This is a genomic window from Trichocoleus sp. FACHB-262 (assembly GCF_014696035.1).
Classification (GTDB): Bacteria; Cyanobacteriota; Cyanobacteriia; order FACHB-46; family FACHB-46; genus Trichocoleus.
Map to the genome: position 1 here is coordinate 118,368 of NZ_JACJPK010000085.1, position 14,713 is coordinate 133,080.

The following is a 14,713-nucleotide window of genomic DNA, read 5'->3' on the forward strand; positions in this document are numbered from 1 at the left end:
CTTCACTCCTCACTCCTCACCTCCTAGTGAATTAGCTCCCCTTTCAAGACAGTAACCGCTTGCCCAGCAATGGCAACGCGATCGCCTTGACAATGAACTCGCAATACCCCACCACGGGGAGAAGCTTGGTAAGCCAAAAACTCATCTTTTTTGAGGCGTTCTTGCCAATAGGGGCCAAGGCAGCAATGGGCGGAACCTGTGACTGGGTCTTCATCAATACCTGATTGGGGGGCAAAGAAACGGGAGACAAAATCGTACTCTCCAGCATCAGCTCGGCTAGTGACAATGATGCCTCGGACAGGAAATGTTTTGAGTAAAGTCAGATTGGGTTGGAGATCGCGGACTACTGCTTCTGACTCTAGCTCTACTAAATAATCAATTTGGTTGCTGCCGACATAGTTGAGGTTGGTGACACCGAGAGCAGCAGCTAGATCTGGTGGAGGCGCGATCGCGGTGGCGGGTTGAGCGGGAAAGTTGAGAACAATCCAGTCTCCTTGGCGCTGGGCGGTGAGGAGTCCGCTGCGAGTATGAAATTGTGCTTCTTGGTCAGGTTTTAGATATCCCAATTCCCACAACGCATGAGCGCTAGCTAGAGTAGCATGACCGCACAGCTCAACTTCAACGGTAGGGGTGAACCAACGGAGATTAAAGCCATCTTCCTGTTGCAGCAGAAAAGCGGTTTCCGATAAGTTCATTTCTCTAGCAACGTTTTGCATCCATTGATCATCTCGTGACTCAGGTAAGACGCAAATAGCGGCAGGGTTGCCACTAAAGGGTTGATTGGTAAATGCGTCTACCTGCGTAATTATCAGTCCCATAAATGTTCCAGTTTCTTGGCCTGAATGACTCAGCAACATTTAAGAGCCTATCGGAAAACTGGGTTTATCTGTAGTAATGCTCCTCAATCCACATGCGAATTTCCGCTTCTGTGCCAAAGCAAACATAGTCGCCATTGTTGGGGTTGTAGCCATGCCAGTAGAGATTTCCCTGGCGATCGCTTTTCTGCCAAACTCGAATCTCTGTATAACGAGCAATCACTCGCCTCAATGATTGCCACAAGTTAGAGAGATATTGAGATGTTGAAGAAGTAAATCTTAAGGTTTTCATGATGAACCTCACGAAAGGTAATTCAAGTTCTTGTTAATTACTATGGATGGTGTTGTAATTGACTGAAAAGGTACAAAAATGAATCAATTTGACTAGTACAATTTTTCATCCTAAAAATTGTTCAAGTGCAGCAATTAATTGGTAGTTTCAAGTGATTTCTGGTTGGCTGTAGTAGGGAAGAAATCTGAATGTTTGTAGTGGGACTGATTCTTCTAAGCTAAGTAAACTGTTAGAGATTTACCTCGTTCAGAAGATTCATGCGATCGGGGGATGTGTGCAAGAGTAAGGTTGGGTTCTACTGAATCGTAAGCTAGGCTTTGATTTGAATTTAGCTTTGGCTATTCAGGTTTGGGTGAGGATTGTCAGAAAATTTTGAAACTTAGAGATAGTAACTAATACAGTTGTGCAAGTCCAAAAACTGTTCTAGTAGAAACTGAACAAAACTGTACCAGGTTAATTTGAAAAGAATCATATATATTTCAATTTGTGGCAGCTAGTAATGCTTGAGTTTTGCTTAGAGCTGTTAGTGAATTTCGGCTCCAACTGTTTTTAACTGCTGCTTCTGTTATTGGAGCGAGTGATGAGAATTCCCTTAGACCGACAGTCACCAAAACCTGTTTATTTGCAAATCCGCGATCGCCTTCGTCATTTGATTCAATCAGGAGCGATGCAGCCAGGAGAACGCCTGCCATCGATTCGGATGTTGGCTGAAAATGCTCAAGTCAACAAACTGACAGTGATTGAAGCTTATGGCGTGTTAGAGGCGGATGGTTTGGTGTCTGCTCGTCAAGGTGCGGGATATTTTGTCAACTCTTCCTCCATTCCCGCCCCACAGTCGGAGCCTACCTTTGCTCCAGCGCAGGATGTGATCATTCCGCAACAACGTAGCATCTCTTTTTTTGATGTCTACGCGGACTCGATGCTGGCGCAAACCCAAAAGGGGGTGATCAATCTAGGCTGTGGTTTCCCTCGGCCACCAGAGTCAGAGGATTTGCGGCGGATTGCTAGACGCGCGATCGTAGATATAGACACAGCTTTATTCAATTATGATTTGCCTCAAGGGCGCTTGGTGCTGCGGAAACAGATTGCCCAAATGCTGGTGTGGCAACAGGGGTTACAAGTTTCGACAGACAACATCATCATTACCAGCGGTTCCAAGCAAGGGCTGTCCTTGGTGATGCACTACTATGTGCAACCGGGAGATTGGGTGATTGTGGAGAGTCCCACCTATCATGGGGCGATCGCAGTCCTAGAGAATTTGGGTGCGAGAGTGATTGGCATCCCGATGACCGCAACCGGGATGAATTTGGAACTGCTAGAACAATATCTTGGCAGTCATCGCCCGAAGCTGATTTACACGATTAGCACGCTGCACAATCCTACTGGGATTACAACTTCCCAAGCGCATCGGCAACGGTTGTTAGAACTGGCAGAACAGTATGCCTGCCCCATTTTGGAAGATAACGCCTATGAAGGACTGAATTTTGAGCCTGTGCCTGCTCCGATTAAGGCGATCGATCGCCAGGATTTAGTCACTTACATTGGCACCTTTTCTAAAACACTGATGCCTGGATTACGAGTCGGCTACATGGTGGTGACTGGGAAGCATTACCGCCCGTTAGTGGAGCGCAAGTTGCTGAATGATCTGCATGTCTCCACAGTTTCGCAAGCCATCATCAGTGAGTATCTAGCCTCTGGTCACTATCGGCGGCATCTCAACCATCTCCGCACCGAGAATTTGCAAAGCCGCAATGCCATGCTGCAAGCCCTAGAACGCTATTTTCCTCAAGAAGCATCTTGGACTGTGCCCAATGGCGGGCTGTTTCTCTGGGTGCATCTGCCATCTCAATTACCAATGGAAATGATCCGCCAAGAAGCGATCGCCCAAAAAGTCGTGATGTCCTGCGGCTCTCTCTTCTTTCCTGACCAAAAGGGCTACACCGCTATGCGCTTAAATTACTCCTCTACTCCAGCCGAGATCGAACGAGGTATTTCGGTCTTAGGACAACTGTTGAAAAAGTATCTGTAAATCTTAGCTGATTCTCTACTTTAAAGGGCACGAAGAGAGGGAGCGATCGCTAACGAATTCATTTGTTGTTAGATTTATTTAGTTATTTCAAAGCTTCAATTGTGAGTAAGATGTGGCGACTGAGTTGGGTGGTAGCAGGGTTAGGAAGTTTGGCGATCGCCCTGCTGATAGTGGCTCGAAACCCATCTACCCCAGAATCCATGCCGCCAACTATGTCACCTGTCTCATCTCAAAGGCAACCCAATTTGCCATTGCAGTACAAAACCTACAGTTTGGCTCATAGCACTGTCCATACCTTGCTGATTCCAGCGCAAAGCTCATTTGCAGTGGTGCCTGCCCTCTCAGAAAGTGTTGATACATTAGATAATTTCGCCCAGCAGCATGGCGCGATCGCAGTTCTAAACGGTGGCTTCTTTGACCCAACCAATCAGAAATCAACTTCCTATGTCGTAGTGCAAGGCAAACTAGTAGCCGAGCCAAAACAAAACGAGCGTTTAGTCAACAACCCAGATTTATCTCCTTACCTGAACCAAATCTTTAACCGTACCGAGCTTCGTCGCTATCAATGTGGTTCTGCTTTTCGTTACGACATAGCTCCGCACAACGCACCTCTCCCTGCCAATTGCCAGCTAATCGATGCTTTGGGCGGTGGCCCTCGCCTGCTCCTAGAGCTGACCGCACAGCCAGAAGGATTTGTGGATACCGTTAATGGAGAAGTGATTCGAGATCCATTAGGCAGCAACCAACCCAACGCCAGAACCGCGATCGCCCTCACCCAGAGAGGAGATGTGGTTTGGGTCATGGTGGCGCAAAAATCAGAAACACCCGCCGACTCAGGAATGACCTTTACCGAATTGATCGCCTTCCTGAAAACCTTAGGCATTGAGCAAGCCATGAACTTAGATGGAGGCAGTTCCTCCTCCTTTTATTACCAAGGCAAAACTTGGTATGGCAAAGTAGACCCCGAAGGATATCCCGTTCAACGTCCAGTTAAATCTGTGTTCTTAGTGCTGCCAAATTAGCGTTGTCAAGATCGAGCGATCGCCCTATCCCCTATTGAAAACACCTTCACCACTAAACCCTTTTGGAGGGGGTCTGGGGGATGCAACCGTCCCTCAGCGGGGGTTTGGGGGCGAGTGCCCCCAAGCTCTTGGTTTTTCAAAGAATGTCATATCCAAAAACGATCGCAGATTAGACTGCAACCCTCGATGCGATAGAGATAAAATCTGCCCGTTTATATAGACTGACAGATTTAATATCACCCACACATTAAGCCTAGAGAGAGTGATACTGTTCGCCTGGGAGAGCCAAACTAGACCAATAAAACCATTCGGAAAGCTGCCATGCGTTGGGAATTTGGTCGTAGAAGCGAAAACGTTGAAGATCGGCGTGGTTCTAGAGTTTCTGGCCCCCTCGTTGGCGGCGGTATTGGTTCCATTCTTTTAGCGCTGGTCGTGGCATTCTTAGGTGGTGACCCCAGCGTCATTCTGGATCAAGCTGCCCCCTCCGGCGATCGCTCCTACCCCGACTCCCCCCAAACGACCAATTCCCCAACCCAAGACAAAATGGCTGACTTCGTTTCAGTCGTGCTTGCCGACACCGAAGACACTTGGAATCAAATTTTCCAGCAGGCAGGCGAAAATTACGTTGAACCTAAACTCGTGCTGTTTTCGGGAGCCGTGGAATCTGCTTGTGGCTACGCCGAAGCAGCAGTCGGGCCATTTTATTGTCCTAGAGACCAGAAAGTTTACATCGACTTGAGTTTCTACGAAGACCTGCAAAATCGTTTTGACGCACCCGGAGACTTTGCTCAGGCTTATGTCGTCGCCCATGAAGTAGGCCATCACGTCCAGAACTTGCTAGGTATCTCCGATAAAGTGCGATCGCTCCAAAGCCAAGCCAGGAGCAAAGTAGAAGTCAATCAACTCTCTGTGCGCTTAGAGCTACAGGCCGATTGCTTTGCAGGCGTTTGGGCCAACCAAGCCAACCGTTCCCGCCAAGTTTTAGAAACAGGTGACATCGAAGAAGCCCTAACTGCTGCGAGTAGCATCGGTGACGATCGCTTACAAAGCCGCTCAAAAGGTTATGTAGTGCCTGAATCCTTCACACACGGTAGTGCCGCACAACGAGTCGAATGGTTTCGCCGGGGTGTTCAGAGTGGCGACCCCGATCAATGCAATACCTTCGCTGCTAATAGTCTGTAATTCGTTACGGCTCGACTACCTTGTAACTCGAAACTCTGAAGCTGCGTAGGCAGCTTTTGTAAACATGGCCGCACCCTTTGGGGTAGCGGTTTTTTACGTATTGGCTTTAGAAGTACCGCTAACGCAGCTTCTAGCTGAACCTGCGATCGCCTTCCCGTCGAGGCTTGAAGGCGTAGTTAAGCCATGCTTATAACTGCCCCCAGAAAAATGGCTAGCAGAAAACCGGAAAAATGTTGCAATTTGTAAATAATCTGTTACATTAATTTACATAGAGTAACAAAGGGAACCGAAACATGCGCTACACCACCGACGAACACGGCGTTCTCAACAACTACGCAGTAGAACCTGCCATGTACTACTCCGAATATCCCTCCCCAGCACAACAGCAGCGTTACCTGTTCCAAGCCGCGATCGCTGTTCTTTTGGTTGCAACTTCTGTATTTGTCGCTCTTTCGGCTAGCTAACATCGCTGCTGAACTTGTATAAAAATCGCTAGCTAGCATACGACTTCCCAGCCTCAGTCTTTGACTGGGGCTTTTAGTTTTGGACAAACATCAAAGGCTAATTAAACAAAAAAATCTCCAGCCTTACGACTGGAGAACTGTGTGAGATCGCGCTTCGGAGAAACAGGTAGTTAGTCTATGACCAATGCGGTAGTGCCCCTAACTAGACTGCTAACTAGCGAGTTAACAGCAAATCTTGGTCTGTGACGGAAGAGAAAGCAGCTTCTTTAGGCAGCCCAGTCAACATAATTTCGGGATGCTCCAACTCTGGATGTTCTAGCAGCAAAGCATGTAGCCTCGGATTTGCTTCCAAGAAGCCACTACGCCTGTGATTGCTGGTCACAGTTAAACGCCCGGTGACGGTAGAAAGCAGTGTGGCTAGGGTTTGGTACGGCTTCATAGGCGGTTGAAGAATCCCAATTGCCATTATTATTCCGGGCGATCGCGAGCGATGTAGAATCGTAAGCTACAAAAAGCGATCGCCTTTCTTTAACTTGTGGTTCAAAATCACTCAAAAGCGCTCTCTGACTTGCTATACCAGTATTGGCAGTTTTCTGGATTTTTGAGATCAACCATTAAGGAGTGTTGCGATGCCTACCTATCCAGGAATTTCGAGTGAAGCATTTCGGCATCCCCTGGATCGCCAAGCGGAGCAAGCTTTACGCAATGTTCCTGGCTTTGATCTCGTGGCGCGGAAGTTTGTGGAATTCCTCTACGAACGGCCCCAACTGATTTATCTCATGGGCAATGGCATTCAGGTTGGTCCCCGTCAGTACGCCTCGATTTATCACATTTTTCGCGAATGTGTCCGTGACTTAGACATCTATCCAGAACCTTCCCTGTTTGTAGTGCAAAATCCTCTGGCCAATAGTTATGCCTTGGGAGAAGAGCATCCTTATATCGTCCTTCACACAGGACTGCTGGACTTACTCACCGATGCAGAAATTCGGGTAGTGCTAGCCCATGAATTAGGTCACATCAAATGCGGTCATACCACACTGATCCAGATGGCAAACTGGGCGATTCAGATGGTGGCGGCGATCGGAGAAATGACGATGGGTTTGGGCAATATCGTCGGTAGTGGGTTAATCTATGCCTTTTACGAATGGCGACGCAAAGCCGAACTGACCTCCGATCGCGCTGCGCTCCTCGCCACCGATGATCTGACGCTGGTGATGCAAACCATGATGAAAATCGCAGGCGGCAGTAGCAAGCATCTGCAAGAGTGTAGCCTGAATGAATTTATCCGCCAGTCAGAAAGCTACCAAGAGCTAGATCAAGATGGTCTGAATCAGATTTACAAGTTTTTGCTCTACAACGGCAACGGCTCTCAAGGCTCCATGCTCAGCCATCCTTTTCCCGTTGAGCGCATCCGCTACATCCGTGAATGGGCCAGCTCAGAAGAGTACCGTCAAATTCGCCAGGGCCACTATCAACACGCCGAAGCCGCAGGAGCCGTCAATACTTCTGCCAAATCCTCCCAAGCCGAAGCAGAGGAGTTACGGCGGCAATTGGCGGAACTACAAAAAGAGATCAATCGGATTCGACGGGACAAGTAGACCGAGATAAATAGAGCGATCGCAGGTGATTTCAGTCTAGAGCGATCGCCTTTGCTAAGTCGATTCAGCCCATCAGAATCACATTGTCAATGACGTGAATAATGCCGTTATCGGCTTCGATGTCGGGAGCAACCACCGTGGCGTTTTTGACTTCAAATCCATCGGACAGATCAAGGCGAATCGGTGAACCTTCTACCGAAGTAAGAGAGTCTACCTTAGCCAAGTCAGCTTGAGTCCATTTCCCCGACACGACATGATAAGTCAGGATTCGCGCCAGCTGCGGGATATTTTGCAACAGCGTATGAATGGTTCCAGGAGGGAGCTTGGCGAACGCGGCATCATTCGGTGCAAAAACGGTAAACGGTCCTGGGCTTTTAAGCGTTTCAACGAGACCAGCCGCTTGTACTGCTGCCACCAATGTATTAAAGGAGCCTGCACCTACTGCAATATCAACAATGTCTGCCATAGCGTTTGGAGTTGAAGGGATAGGAACTAAAGAACAATAGGGTTGTAGGGGTGAAGCATTCGGCTAAGTATGTGTAAAACTGCTCGGAGGAGCCTCACCCGAATGCTTCACCCGCTTTCTCGGTGAAACATTTGTGAATGAGTCTGCTTAGCGATAGGACTGGGACTGAACATCTCGCAAGCGAGCTTCTGGACGCTTAAAGCGATCGATCTGGGCTTCAAAGAAATCTCGGTTGGCTTGCAAATGCTTCGGATTCTGATCATCTAAGGGATAGAGCAACGCTGTACGCAGGGCTTGAATCACCGCTGAGGTGACACAATACATCGATCGCTGGAAGCTCACCCCTAGCTGGATCAGCATGTCATCTTCGCCTCGGCAATGCTTCTGGTAATAGTCCACCAAGTAAGGCGGCAGAAAGTGCAACATATCCTGCATCAGTAATGTGGGGGGAATCCCTGCCGTCCCTACTGGATTCACATCGGCGTAAAGAATACCGTAGTGGAAATCTTTTTGCTCGGCTGGCACTTGCTCAGCTTGAGCGTTGTAGGACTTGGTGCCCCGGAAGGGAGCGGTGCGGTAAAACACAGCTTCCACATAAGGGAGCGCGGCTTCGTACAGCCAGGTGAAACCACAGGATTTAGGGATGATTTCGTAGCATTCTCCGCCGATATAGACGTGGTGGTAAATGGGGCGGCCTGCGACTGCAAAGATGCCATTCACCAAGAAATTCATCGCTTCTGGAACGCTAGTGATTTCGCCGCAATCGTAGCGATCGCTCATCTCAAAGAACACCGGAGCCATCACTTCCCAGAACAACCCTAGGTTGGCGTAGTAAGACAACTGCCGCACCTGCTCAATAAACATTTCTGGGAACAGCTTGTAGAGGCCCAGCATGGCAGGATTGCCTTTAAAGTAAGCCTTGATGGCGCGATCGGCGGCGGCTTTATATTCGGGAGTGTCGAGGTAGGGGTCAAATTTGCCACCCATGCCCCGATGCCACAACATCGCTCGCATACAAGCTTCGGCAAATTCCATGTTGACGCGATCGTGCAATAAGTGATGGAACAGCTTGGGCATCTGGGTAGTTTCGCCCTTCTGCATGAATGCTAGGAGTTCTGGATGGGCAGTTGCTTCCCCTCGCCAAATCCGCAAATCGGCGTCATCTCCGGCGTAGTGGTTGTGCAGGTCTAAATATTCTTGGGGTAGGAAGTATTTGAAAAAGGGCAAGGGATTGAGGAAGACGCGCTCGGCAATGTAAAGGAGATCGCGCCAGTAGAAATCCATCGGCACTGCATAAGCTTTGTAGATACCGATAATTTGCATCAGGTTTTCTGGCGTATCAGGCAGCATGGCACCACCCGCTTCTAACCGATGAATCACCTCGGCAAATTCATGGTTAGAAGGAGGCAGTTTGGTTGCGGTTGCAGTTGTCATGTTGCAGATCTCCTTTCCGGGATAGGGATTAATTCAAGAAGCTGTAGTTAAGCGATCGCGTCGTATTTTCAGGGCGTGAGCATTGCTCAGGACATCATGAGTCCACTGTTCTCTAATCGGATTGAGCGGCTGGAGGGGTGAGGGCGACTTGCTGTGGGCTGTGCTCGGCCACCATTGCCACGAGGGAACTGGTGGTGTTTTGGCTCCAGCGCACTAGGGCATTTGGTTGCACTCCTAATAGAACAATTAACGCGACTAGGGCGATCGCTGGAATTTTTTCTTCCCAGGTGACTTTAGGCAGGTAGCTGAGTTTGCCTTCCAAACGACCAAACAAAGCTCGGTTAATCAAAATCACAAAATAAACTGAGGTCAGCCCCGTACTGGCTAAGCAGAGCAGCGTTTGCGCCGAAAATCTACTGTAGCTGCCTTGGAAGCTGAGAAACTCACCGACAAATCCGACCATTCCAGGAATTCCAGCACTCGCCATTGTCCCCAAGATTAAGGCTCCACTGATCAGTGGCAGTCCCCGCTTGGGGTTCAACAATCCTTGCAGTTGGGTTAACTCGCGGCTACCCGTTTTGGCCTCAATCACACCCACCAGATAGAACAGGAGCGCCAAGATTAAGCCGTGAGCCACCATCTGGCAGACTGCCCCCAAAAGGCTCAGTTCCGTAGCAGCCGCACTAGCCAGCAAAACATAGCTGAGGTGGGAGACAGAACTGTAGGCGATCATCTTCTTCATGTCGGTTTGAGCGATCGCGACTAAAGCTCCATACAGAGCGGTGACGACAGCAGCGTTAGCCAGCCAAGGTGCAACGACATTCCAGGCATCCGGAAACAAGCTGAGGCCGAAGCGGATCAAGCCATAGGTGCCCAGTTTGGAAACAATGCCACCTAACAAAATCGAAACAGGCGTGGAAGCTTCGACATAGGCATCCGGTAGCCAAGTATGAAACGGTACCAGCGGCATTTTGATGCCAAAGCCCAAGATTAAAATCGAGAGCAATATGAGTTGCAGTCCCATTGGTAAGGTAGAAGCCAGCGCTTCCACTTCCACCGTGAAGGTGCTGGAGCCACTCGCCCAAGCCCAAGCTAAAAATCCAACCAGCAAGACAATTCCAGAGAGCGCTTGGTAGATCAGAAACTTGGTTGCTGCATAGCCTCGGCGATCGCCACCCCAAATCACGATGAGTAAATAGATGGGAATCAGCTCTATCTCATAGAACAAGAAGAATAACAGCAAGTTCTGAGCGAGAAAGGCTCCTGCCACCGCTGCGCTGAGTAGGAAGATCAGCGAATAAAACAGCCGAGGGCGAGACACTTGCTCAGGTGTACTCTGGATCGCGATCCAGATCAGCAATCCATTCATCACTACCAACGGCAGTGACAAGCCATCAACTCCGAGCCGATAATCTAAGCCCAGCGGAGCAATCCAACTAATATGTTCTTGAAATTGCAGACCTGATGCTTGAAAGTCGAACTTGAGCGCTAAGAACACCGTAACGAGGAAAGTCAGACCCGCGATCGCCCAAGCCACAAAACGCGATCGCTGCGGGCTCCAGGTTTGCGGCCAAAATCCGATTAAAGCAGCGCCCAACACAGGCAGCCAAATGATTGTACTGAGCATGACGCGATTTACTCCAGCAAGATGAATCAATTAAACGAGCGTGATCGTTCCAGCATCTAAGTCGTAGTAAGCGCCCACCACTTTCAGTTGGCCTGATGCGATCAGATCGGCTAGTACTGTGGAGGCTTTGAGCTTGCTAACTTGCAGCGACACATTGGCCTTCACTGACTTTGCCAGCGGATCACCTGTAAACTTGTTGGCGCGACTTAGAGCAGGTTTAATCGCATCGATCAAGCTGCCAATTTGTCCTGGCACCTGGGCACCCTTCATTGTGGCTTCTACAGCTCCACATCGTTCGTGACCGATTACCATAATTACTTTGGTTCCGAGCACCGCCGCCCCAAACTCCAAACTGCCAATCTCTTCAGGAGTTGCGACATTACCTGCAACGCGGCAGACAAATAAATCGCCAAATCCCTGGTCAAAAACAATCTCAGAAGGGATGCGTGAATCTGCACAGCTTAGAACAGCAGCAAAGGGATTTTGGCCTTTAGCAACTTCCTGGATCCTGGCCCAATCTTGACGAGGCTTTTCCAGTTTGCGGGTGACAAAGCGCTTGTTGCCATCCATTAATAGTTTCAGCGCTTGATCGGGAGTGAGGTCCTTTTTGTCAACTTTGGGCTTGGCAGCAGCGGGTTGAGCGGCTGGTTTGGTAACTGCTGGCTCCTTTGCTTGCGACTTAGCACCTAAGCCCACGGCGATCGCACCACTGCCTAAAGCACCTGCTCCAAACTTCAACATGTTGCGGCGAGAAAACTGTGATTGCTGCTGAGCCATGACTGTTTATCCTTTTATGCTTACAAATGCTGTCAACGAGGAACTAAAAACGATGGGGTCTAGAAAGACCAACTGACTAGAAATCCGATCGCAATCAAACTAAAAACCACCAACAGAACATATAACTGCGACTGACCAGATGCGGTATATCGCAACGCTTGGCCACTAAACAAAGTCACAAAACCCACGGCATTCACCGCACCATCGACCACATGGCGATCGAACCAAGCCGTTAACCGAGCGCTGTAATTCACCAAGCTCACAATGGTCAGTTGATAGAGCCGCTGAATGTAAAAGTCGTGGGCAAAGAACTCTTGCAGTGGTTGCCAAAACAACTTGACAGGCTTGGGTAACGCGTTGCCGAGATAAATTGCGCCACCCAAACTACCGCCTAACACACTCGACCAAACGATCAACGGAGCTAATTGTTTGTTCAGGTCTGCCCAGTTTGGCAATAGATTAAATTGCTCTAACACCAAAGGCAGCAACAACGTGAAGACAGTCAGCACAGTCATGGGTAAAGCCATCGGCCAACTTACCTCTGGCGATCGCTCAGTCATTGCGGTTGGCTGGCCACCAAACGTTAGGCCAAAGACGCGCATCAAACTGAAGGTCGTCAGCCCATTCACGATTAACAACACACCTACTAACCAAGGTCGGGTTGTCCACAGAGAATCGGCTAGCTGCAACAATCCCCAAAAACCGCCGAATGGAGGGAGCGCAATCAACCCACCGCCACCGACTAGCAAAGCTAAACCGGAGATGGGTCGCCGAGACCACAAACCGCCCAGCTGAGTTAAGTCTTGGCTAATCGTGGTCCAAATCACCGCTCCTGCGGCCATAAACAACAGGGCGAACGAACAGGACTGGGTTAACAGCAGTAACTGAGCTGCCTCTGGGTGTTGAGTGCCCACTGCAATAAACACCAAGCCCATGTAAGCACTGACTAAGTAGGACAGCGCCCGCTTGATGTCAATTTGGGCGATCGCGATTAACGAAGCTCCTAGAGCTGTCGCAGTCCCGAACACTACCAAAGCCGTTAAAGCCACGGGAGAGAGGGCTAAAACAGGTTGCAGTTTGATCAGCACATAAGCCCCTGCCCCGACTACTACTGAGTTCCGCAAAATTGAAGCGGGGATTGGCGCTTCCATCGCTTCATCTAGCCACAGTTGAAAGGGGAATTGGGCACATTTACCTAGTGGGCCTGAAATCAGCGCCAAGCCTAGTAGTGTCGCGCTTAAGGGAGAAAGATTGGCAGTTGCAGCCCATTCTCCTAGCTCTGTAAAGTTCCACGTGCCTGCTAAAGGGAAAAGCGCAAGCACACCCATAAAGAGGATCAAATCGCCGACTCGCTTCGTCCAGAAGGCATCTCTGGCCCCAGTCATGACCAATGGCTGTGCGAACCAAAATCCGACTAAAAGGTAGGTTGCCAGGGTTAGCAGTTCTAGAAAAACGTAACTAAAAAACAAAGAGTTACAGAGAGCTAGACTGCATACCCCCGCTTCAAAAAAGCCCATCAGGGCAAAAAAGCGAGCCCAACCCCAGTCCATCTCCAGATAGCCGATCGCAAAGAGTTGGGTGAGTAAGTTCAGCCCAGTGACCACGGCGATCGCGCTAAGAGTTACCGGGGATACCAAGAATGCAAGATCAATTTGCAAACCTGCGGCATGTAGCCAAGGGAAAAAGATTTGTTGAGGCGCTTGTTGTCCGATCGACCAAAGGGCCAAGAGACTGTGGCCAAACGCCAAAGTGGTCATTAGTAGGTTGAGATAGCCTGCGGGCCTTGGACCAATGCGGTCTAACAAGCCTGGTGACCAAGGAATCGCCAGTACCGTGCCCACTAAGGCATAGCAAGGAATCAACCAGATGCTCTCCAAGAGAAGCTGGCTCATAGCAAGTGCCTAATTGTGAAAAAACAGCAGTTAAAACGAGTTAACTACTTGCAAGCTCAGGGGGCACCCGACAGATAGCTTGGAAGCAATCAACTAGTTCGCTCTATGAGCATCATAGAGTGACTTCGTTATAAGTAAAAGTCAATATGTCAAATATTTTCCATAGACTTAAGTCTATGGAAAACCCTTTTATTACTGCAAAATTGTGATTGCTTAAATAGTTATGCCCAAAGGTAGTAGTAAATCACGCAAATTTTATGGGTTGCAATATAGACATTGTGCTGGGGCGGCAGTGGTTAGACCGTTGGGAAAGAGAACTTCTTCAGAAGAATGACATTTTTGACATTCATATCTCACGCTACGAGTCAACTGAGTTGGGGAGTGACAATGGGCACAAAGTAGACCCGGTAGAGCCTCTACGATCGCAAATCCAGGGCAACCGCATTGAGGACAAACCTGACGAATGTTTCTCACCAAGTCTTCAGTTGCAGCAGCGATCGCCTGCATCCGAGTGGGATTATGCATGGCTCGCATGTCGGTTTCAATATGGATGCGGCCTGAGGTGGATTGAGCCAAAGCTTGCTTCACAGCATCGTAAAGTGCTGTTTCTGTCCCGATTCCCTTAAAGATTGCCGACGGATTTTTAGTGTCGCGATCGCTCATCACAATCAAGCCATGAGTCGGAAATCCCGCTTTGGCAGCAAAGGCTTGAGCTTCTGCATAGCTGGTGATTGTTTGCGAGGCAAAATTAGTTTCGGTAGAAAGGGTTTGTCCCACAATTTCGATTTCTTGCCGTTGATCCAACAACAAAATAATTTCGCGATCGCAGGATAACCAAGGAATTTGTGGGTGAGGTCCAAAGGCTCCTTCACTCGCGATCGCCAGCGTTTCCCCAGTCAGAGATAGAGCTTGTTTTGCCTTTAATCGGGCTGTTTCCAGTTGGCTTCCGGGACGATTTTGCTCTCTAGTAAAAGTACCAAAGCGATCGGTATCCAATTGTGGTGGCACTACAATTTTGAGGCCCAATTCCAACTCTACAATTGGGGCAATCACCGTTTCTTTTTGGTGCATGCTTGCTAGGACAGCAACACGATCTTGAAATCCAAGAAGCTCTG

The 14,713-nt window shown here is 49.1% G+C and carries 15 protein-coding genes; 6 read left to right on the forward strand and 9 right to left on the reverse strand.

All coding sequences use genetic code 11. The features are described 5' to 3' along the window. Positions 1-23 precede the first annotated feature (23 nt). Positions 24-818 (reverse strand): PhzF family phenazine biosynthesis protein, encoded by a 795-nt coding sequence (locus H6F68_RS17200; protein ID WP_190560878.1) that lies wholly within the window; start codon positions 816-818, stop codon positions 24-26. Between the two features lie 64 nt (positions 819-882). Then, complete coding sequence (locus H6F68_RS17205) at positions 883-1,107, reverse strand: hypothetical protein (RefSeq protein ID WP_190560880.1); 225 nt, start codon at positions 1,105-1,107, stop codon at positions 883-885. A 580-nt stretch (positions 1,108-1,687) separates the two neighbouring features. Here H6F68_RS17205 and H6F68_RS17210 point away from each other — a divergent pair. From H6F68_RS17210 to psb34, 5 genes are all read left to right on the forward strand, one after another. Further along, entirely contained in the window at positions 1,688-3,136 is a 1,449-nt protein-coding gene (locus H6F68_RS17210) for a PLP-dependent aminotransferase family protein (protein ID WP_190560882.1), read from the forward strand. A gap of 110 nt (positions 3,137-3,246) precedes the next feature. Beyond that, positions 3,247-4,158, forward strand: coding sequence for a phosphodiester glycosidase family protein (locus tag H6F68_RS17215; RefSeq protein ID WP_206755534.1), 912 nt, complete (start codon positions 3,247-3,249; stop codon positions 4,156-4,158). 321 nt (positions 4,159-4,479) lie between these two features. Then, positions 4,480-5,340, forward strand: coding sequence for a neutral zinc metallopeptidase (locus H6F68_RS17220; protein WP_190439485.1), 861 nt, complete (start codon positions 4,480-4,482; stop codon positions 5,338-5,340). 64 nt (positions 5,341-5,404) lie between these two features. Next, positions 5,405-5,533 (forward strand): hypothetical protein, encoded by a 129-nt coding sequence (locus H6F68_RS29420; RefSeq protein WP_277876091.1) that lies wholly within the window; start codon positions 5,405-5,407, stop codon positions 5,531-5,533. Between the two features lie 100 nt (positions 5,534-5,633). Then, positions 5,634-5,804 (forward strand): photosystem II assembly protein Psb34, encoded by a 171-nt coding sequence (psb34, locus tag H6F68_RS17225; RefSeq protein ID WP_190439482.1) that lies wholly within the window; start codon positions 5,634-5,636, stop codon positions 5,802-5,804. Between the two features lie 214 nt (positions 5,805-6,018). On the opposite strand, the gene H6F68_RS17230 is transcribed toward psb34, so the two are convergent. Then, a complete protein-coding gene (locus H6F68_RS17230) occupies positions 6,019-6,243 on the reverse strand; it encodes a hypothetical protein (protein WP_206755532.1) in 225 nt (74 codons plus the stop codon). Between the two features lie 190 nt (positions 6,244-6,433). Here H6F68_RS17230 and H6F68_RS17235 point away from each other — a divergent pair, with 190 nt between their 5' ends. Further along, positions 6,434-7,402: a M48 family metallopeptidase gene (locus H6F68_RS17235; protein WP_190439476.1), complete on the forward strand. Its 969-nt coding sequence runs from the start codon at positions 6,434-6,436 to the stop codon at positions 7,400-7,402. 64 nt (positions 7,403-7,466) lie between these two features. On the opposite strand, the gene H6F68_RS17240 is transcribed toward H6F68_RS17235, so the two are convergent. The 6 genes from H6F68_RS17240 to H6F68_RS17265 all read right to left on the reverse strand — a co-directional run bounded on the left by H6F68_RS17240 (position 7,467) and on the right by H6F68_RS17265 (position 14,669). Further along, a complete protein-coding gene (locus tag H6F68_RS17240; RefSeq protein ID WP_190439473.1) occupies positions 7,467-7,868 on the reverse strand; it encodes a fasciclin domain-containing protein in 402 nt (133 codons plus the stop codon). 147 nt (positions 7,869-8,015) lie between these two features. Continuing rightward, positions 8,016-9,302: a CO2 hydration protein gene (locus tag H6F68_RS17245; protein ID WP_190560886.1), complete on the reverse strand. Its 1,287-nt coding sequence runs from the start codon at positions 9,300-9,302 to the stop codon at positions 8,016-8,018. A 112-nt stretch (positions 9,303-9,414) separates the two neighbouring features. Next, positions 9,415-10,929: an NADH-quinone oxidoreductase subunit M gene (locus H6F68_RS17250; RefSeq protein WP_190560888.1), complete on the reverse strand. Its 1,515-nt coding sequence runs from the start codon at positions 10,927-10,929 to the stop codon at positions 9,415-9,417. Positions 10,930-10,959: 30 nt separating this feature from the next. After that, positions 10,960-11,706, reverse strand: a complete 747-nt coding sequence (locus H6F68_RS17255; RefSeq protein WP_190560890.1) for a carbonic anhydrase — start codon at positions 11,704-11,706, stop codon at positions 10,960-10,962. A gap of 59 nt (positions 11,707-11,765) precedes the next feature. Next, positions 11,766-13,598 (reverse strand): NAD(P)H-quinone oxidoreductase subunit F, encoded by a 1,833-nt coding sequence (locus tag H6F68_RS17260; RefSeq protein ID WP_190560892.1) that lies wholly within the window; start codon positions 13,596-13,598, stop codon positions 11,766-11,768. Positions 13,599-13,853: 255 nt separating this feature from the next. Beyond that, a complete protein-coding gene (locus H6F68_RS17265; RefSeq protein WP_242065548.1) occupies positions 13,854-14,669 on the reverse strand; it encodes a DUF6671 family protein in 816 nt (271 codons plus the stop codon). Positions 14,670-14,713 lie beyond the last annotated feature (44 nt).

What these genes read in the sequence shown, in the direction of transcription:
- H6F68_RS17200 (WP_190560878.1), bottom strand. Translation starts at nt 818, where the DNA reads ATGGGACTGATAATTACGCAGGTAGACGCATTTACCAATCAACCCTTT.
- H6F68_RS17205 (WP_190560880.1), bottom strand. Translation starts at nt 1,107, where the DNA reads ATGAAAACCTTAAGATTTACTTCTTCAACATCTCAATATCTCTCTAAC.
- H6F68_RS17210 (WP_190560882.1), top strand. Translation starts at nt 1,688, where the DNA reads ATGAGAATTCCCTTAGACCGACAGTCACCAAAACCTGTTTATTTGCAA.
- H6F68_RS17215 (WP_206755534.1), top strand. Translation starts at nt 3,247, where the DNA reads ATGTGGCGACTGAGTTGGGTGGTAGCAGGGTTAGGAAGTTTGGCGATC.
- H6F68_RS17220 (WP_190439485.1), top strand. Translation starts at nt 4,480, where the DNA reads ATGCGTTGGGAATTTGGTCGTAGAAGCGAAAACGTTGAAGATCGGCGT.
- H6F68_RS29420 (WP_277876091.1), top strand. Translation starts at nt 5,405, where the DNA reads ATGGCCGCACCCTTTGGGGTAGCGGTTTTTTACGTATTGGCTTTAGAA.
- psb34 (WP_190439482.1), top strand. Translation starts at nt 5,634, where the DNA reads ATGCGCTACACCACCGACGAACACGGCGTTCTCAACAACTACGCAGTA.
- H6F68_RS17230 (WP_206755532.1), bottom strand. Translation starts at nt 6,243, where the DNA reads ATGAAGCCGTACCAAACCCTAGCCACACTGCTTTCTACCGTCACCGGG.
- H6F68_RS17235 (WP_190439476.1), top strand. Translation starts at nt 6,434, where the DNA reads ATGCCTACCTATCCAGGAATTTCGAGTGAAGCATTTCGGCATCCCCTG.
- H6F68_RS17240 (WP_190439473.1), bottom strand. Translation starts at nt 7,868, where the DNA reads ATGGCAGACATTGTTGATATTGCAGTAGGTGCAGGCTCCTTTAATACA.
- H6F68_RS17245 (WP_190560886.1), bottom strand. Translation starts at nt 9,302, where the DNA reads ATGACAACTGCAACCGCAACCAAACTGCCTCCTTCTAACCATGAATTT.
- H6F68_RS17250 (WP_190560888.1), bottom strand. Translation starts at nt 10,929, where the DNA reads ATGCTCAGTACAATCATTTGGCTGCCTGTGTTGGGCGCTGCTTTAATC.
- H6F68_RS17255 (WP_190560890.1), bottom strand. Translation starts at nt 11,706, where the DNA reads ATGGCTCAGCAGCAATCACAGTTTTCTCGCCGCAACATGTTGAAGTTT.
- H6F68_RS17260 (WP_190560892.1), bottom strand. Translation starts at nt 13,598, where the DNA reads ATGAGCCAGCTTCTCTTGGAGAGCATCTGGTTGATTCCTTGCTATGCC.
- H6F68_RS17265 (WP_242065548.1), bottom strand. Translation starts at nt 14,669, where the DNA reads ATGCACCAAAAAGAAACGGTGATTGCCCCAATTGTAGAGTTGGAATTG.